This is a genomic window from Aetokthonos hydrillicola CCALA 1050 (assembly GCF_017591665.1).
Lineage (GTDB): Bacteria > Cyanobacteriota > Cyanobacteriia > Cyanobacteriales > Nostocaceae > Aetokthonos > Aetokthonos hydrillicola.
In genome coordinates this window covers 1,355-5,502 of the sequence record NZ_JAAKGC010000195.1, presented here as the reverse complement: position 1 = coordinate 5,502, position 4,148 = coordinate 1,355, and the positions used below count along the sequence as shown (strand labels likewise).

Sequence of the window (4,148 nt, the reverse complement as noted above, 5' to 3'; positions counted from 1 at the left end):
AGTGCTGACAACTAGTTCACGAAATCTTTTTAAACTTTTAATGACGCGATCGCGTGTAATTCCCTCCACTGGATACTGTTGATAAGCAGCTTCACTCTTGTAAAGATAGCTCAGACTACGGTCAATAGCCGTTAACAACGCCTTTTTATCTGCCGGTTGATTGTTTTCACCCCATATCTGTTCATCCAGACAAGAGCGATCTTTATCACAACAAAGAAAAGGGGAACTTTGAATAGGTATCAGTGGAGGTGTTTTTTGCTGAGTAGGCGATTGAGTTTGAACAAGCGACACTGGTAGCTCCCACCTTTTCATTCTACATTCTGGTGGACTAAGTTCCTTGTGTTCAAAACTTTGTATAGATACCAAAAAAATTAGAGGAAATGCGGAGAAATTAAAGGTGATAGCAGCCAGTGTATTATTTTTCTTCATTCACGCTATTCGTTCATATTCCGGTAAGTTGCGACCGCTGAAGGTGAAATGCGGTTCAGATATCGGAAGATCCAGTATTTAAAGATTGTATCTAAAATTACTGGGAATGTGGCAATAAATAAGAAAATAAAATCATGATTTGCTGGTAATCCCCAATGACGTGATATACCTTCTAGAAGAACTTCCCAACCATGAGGAGAGTGGAAGCCTACAAACATATCAGTGAACAAAATAATCACAAATGCCTTTGCACTATCACTCAATCCATAGATAATAGTGTCAAAGAAATTTTTTAGCATCGCGATCTCTCGCTTGCTAAAGATCAAAACCAAAGAGAAAGCCCCAACAGCCAAGATATCTGCAAAAACATTTTTGATCGCGTTTGTACCGGTATTGCGGTACTCTTCAGCTAACTCATGAACCTTTTCTTGCAAGCGATGTTCAATTTCTTCAGCAGATAAAGGTAAACTGCTTTTTATAAGATTTTCAAACTTAATTTTCTGTTCATATTTTTCTAGCTCCGTTAGAGCTTCTTCTTCCATTTCATAGTTGAGGAATAATCCTACTTCTTGTGAAGAGCCTCTAAAATGCTCAACAATCGGTCCTATTACCAAAGGTTTAGATAGCTGATGAGTTAGGACTGGTGCTATAACAAGGATCAGCAGAAATCTAACAGATACAATTGTTCTTCTTTGCGACTGGCGAAAATTTTGTACAACATTCTGTTCTGCATTAGGGTCTAACTCTCTTTGCAAACGATTGATCGTAGAAAAGATCGACCGTGGTAATACTCCGGTTCCATCTGTTCTATTGGGTATTATGTTATTCGGTATTTGATTTACTGAATTTGTTGGTCTTCGTTGAATTGCGGAGATTTCAACTGTAGCATTTGCTATATTGGAATTGTTGATACTTAAATCATTAGAAGCTATTACCTCGTCATCATAGGTGTTATATTTTGCTGTGACTTCGTCAATGAATTTTAGCTTTTCTAAAATCGAGGAAGGGTCAGAATACTTTACCCCATATTGTTCAGCAGCTTTTTGAATTGACTCGTTAAAGAAAAAACGGCTAGCCTTAAACTCAGTTAGTCGCATCCGCACAAGTCTTAATTGTTTTTTTAGCTCTGACTTAAAATAATCCATGGCACTGTTAGTGTACATGGGTGAGTTAGAGTCTATTTTATTACCATTGAAATGCTGATCTTCTATTTCTTTAATTTTTAAGGCAGCTTTACAAGCCTCATCCAAAGAACGCTCTGGTGTTCTTAAATACCGCTTGTAAGCGTTGAGTAAGGCATTGTAGATTTTTTGGCTAAAGACAGAATAATTCATTGTAGGCGATCATTCCGCATTATTTCGAGATTTTTAAACTTAAGTTAACGTTACGAAGTATCTTAACAAATCCCCAAGGAGACGGTTGTGATTTCTGATTCCCTTTGGATAGTAGGTCCTAGTCGTAGTGGAAAGACGGCTCGTTTGGTAAAGAAGTTTTGTAGTTGGGTCGAAAATAAAGCTAAAACAGACAGAGGGAACAAAAATACTAGTCTCATACCAAAACGCCTTTACCTTCATCAAACAGCGCCAAGTATTTTGGTTTTGGCTGCTAATGATGAAAATCGTCGAGAGTTAACAGATCAAATTTTCGCAGCAACTGAGGGTAAATATCCAGTGCGCTGCAAAACACTTTTGGGTTTTTTGCAAGACGAAGTGATTTTATTTTGGCCGTTACTGGTTCAGTCGCTGCAATTGAAAGCACAGTTCCCAGTACGATTACGGCCAGAAACTGAGCAAGAATTGGCAACTAAATTATGGCGGGACAAGTTAGATGAAGAAACTTTGCGTCGTGCGGGGATCAACGAGTCCCGTTTGGTGCGCCGTATATTGGACTTAATGCAACTAGCCGCTTACAGTGGGGTCAATAGCGAAGAGATCAGCACAATTTTGATAAAAGATCTAGAACAGGAAGAAAATACTCTGAATCTAGATCCAGAATTTTTGGTTTCGTTGTTGCTTGACTGGCGTCAGTGGTGTTTAGATAGGGGATTGCTGAGCTACGGAATTATTACTGAACTTTATCATCAGCATTTATTGCCTGATCCAGAGTACCAGCAGCAACTAGCAAAACGCTATCAAGCCGTTCTAGCTGATGATGTGCATGATTACCCTGCGATCGCACGCAACTTATTTGAATTCTTCTTGCAGGGCGGTGCAGTAGGGGCATTTAGTTATAATCCAGAAGGCACAGTGCGTTTAGGATTGGGAGCAGATCCTGACTACTTAGAAGGGTTAGCAATCCATTGTCAAACAGAAATTTTAAATGGACCTTTCTCATCTCTTGCAGATAGACTAGCTACGCCAATGCTGGAGTTAATCACCGAACCCATGGCACTGTTAAGCTTACCAGAGGTCGTACAGTCGGTTCAAACCACTTCCCGCGCTCAGCTATTGAGACAAACAGCAGAGGTGATTATCGATGCTATTAAACAGGGACAAGTTCAAGCAAGGGAAGTCGCTATTATTGCACCAGGTTTGGATGCGATCGCCCGTTACACTCTTGTAGAAATCCTCACAAAGCAAAACATCTCGGTAGAGTCTCTCAACGACCAACGCCCTTTAATTAGCTCGCCTATTATCCGAGGATTACTCACGGTAATGACGTTAGTTTATCCCGGTTTAGGTCGCTTAGTTGATCGCCATGCTGTGGCGGAGATGTTAGTCGTGTTGAGCGGGAGAGGAAAAGAAACAGATAATCCTCTATCTTCCTTTATTGACCCAGTACGTGCCGGGTTAATAGCAGATCATTGCTTTGTACCCCATCCTGAACACCCTAAACTGCTTCCGGTAACAGCATTTGAGCGTTGGGATCGACTTGGCTACGGAGCAACCACAGCTTATAAAGAAATATTACAGTGGCTAGAAGAACAGCGATCGCAACAGGAGATGCGTTTAATTCCTAGTCCCATTTCCCTTTTAGACAGAGCAATTCAGCGATTTTTATGGAATGGTACCAATCTCGTTTACGATCAATTATCAGCACTACGAGAATTACTAGAAACTGCTCAACATTACTGGGAAATTGACACTAGACTCAAGCAGATCCGCTCTAGTTCAATAGAAGGAGATCACCCCCATACCAACATTGCAGAATTTATACAACTACTGCGACGTGGTACTGTTACAGCAAACCCTTATCCTGTGCGTCCAGTTGGACCAGCAGCTAATGCTGTCACTCTAGCAACAATCTTTCAATACCGTTCCAGTAGAAGATTTCACCGCTGGCATTTTTGGCTAGATGCTAGTTCAGCATTATGGGCAAAAGGTGGTGCAGCTACTTTGTTTGGAGCAGAATTTTTTCTCCGAGAAAGGCTTGGAGAACCTTGGACAGCCGAAGATGAAAAATTAGCACAAGAACAACGTCTACAAAGGATTTTAGCTGATTTGCTTTCCCGTGTATCCGAGAGAGTGTATTTGTGTCACAGCGATTTAGCTGTCAATGGACAAGAACAACTTGGTCCATTGTTACCTTTAGTACATGCTTGTGTTTCTGAGGCAACGGGCATAGGGCATGCCCCATGCCCTATGCCCTCTTAAAAGATTTATGTCTAAATTGATTTTTGTAGCTATACAGAACATACCCTGATAGTAATCCTCTATCGTCAACTGAGGTCAAGAATTATGTTGGGTGTTCTTTGGGGTATAGTTGTTCTACTCTTTGCT

2 protein-coding genes and 1 pseudogene are annotated in these 4,148 nt (G+C 40.7%); 1 reads left to right on the top strand and 2 read right to left on the bottom strand.

Features of this window, described 5'->3' with window-relative positions:
• Nucleotides 1-429 (bottom strand): annotated as a pseudogene (locus G4P69_RS35270) (murein transglycosylase); the annotation flags it as partial.
• 5 nt (nt 430-434) lie between these two features.
• A complete protein-coding gene (locus G4P69_RS35265) occupies nt 435-1,763 on the bottom strand; it encodes a proton extrusion protein PcxA (RefSeq protein WP_208341840.1) in 1,329 nt (442 codons plus the stop codon).
• 87 nt (nt 1,764-1,850) lie between these two features.
• Here G4P69_RS35265 and G4P69_RS35260 point away from each other — a divergent pair, with 87 nt between their 5' ends.
• Nucleotides 1,851-4,022, top strand: a complete 2,172-nt coding sequence (locus G4P69_RS35260; protein ID WP_208354573.1) for a PD-(D/E)XK nuclease family protein — start codon at nt 1,851-1,853, stop codon at nt 4,020-4,022.
• The last annotated feature ends 126 nt before the right edge of the window (nt 4,023-4,148 follow it).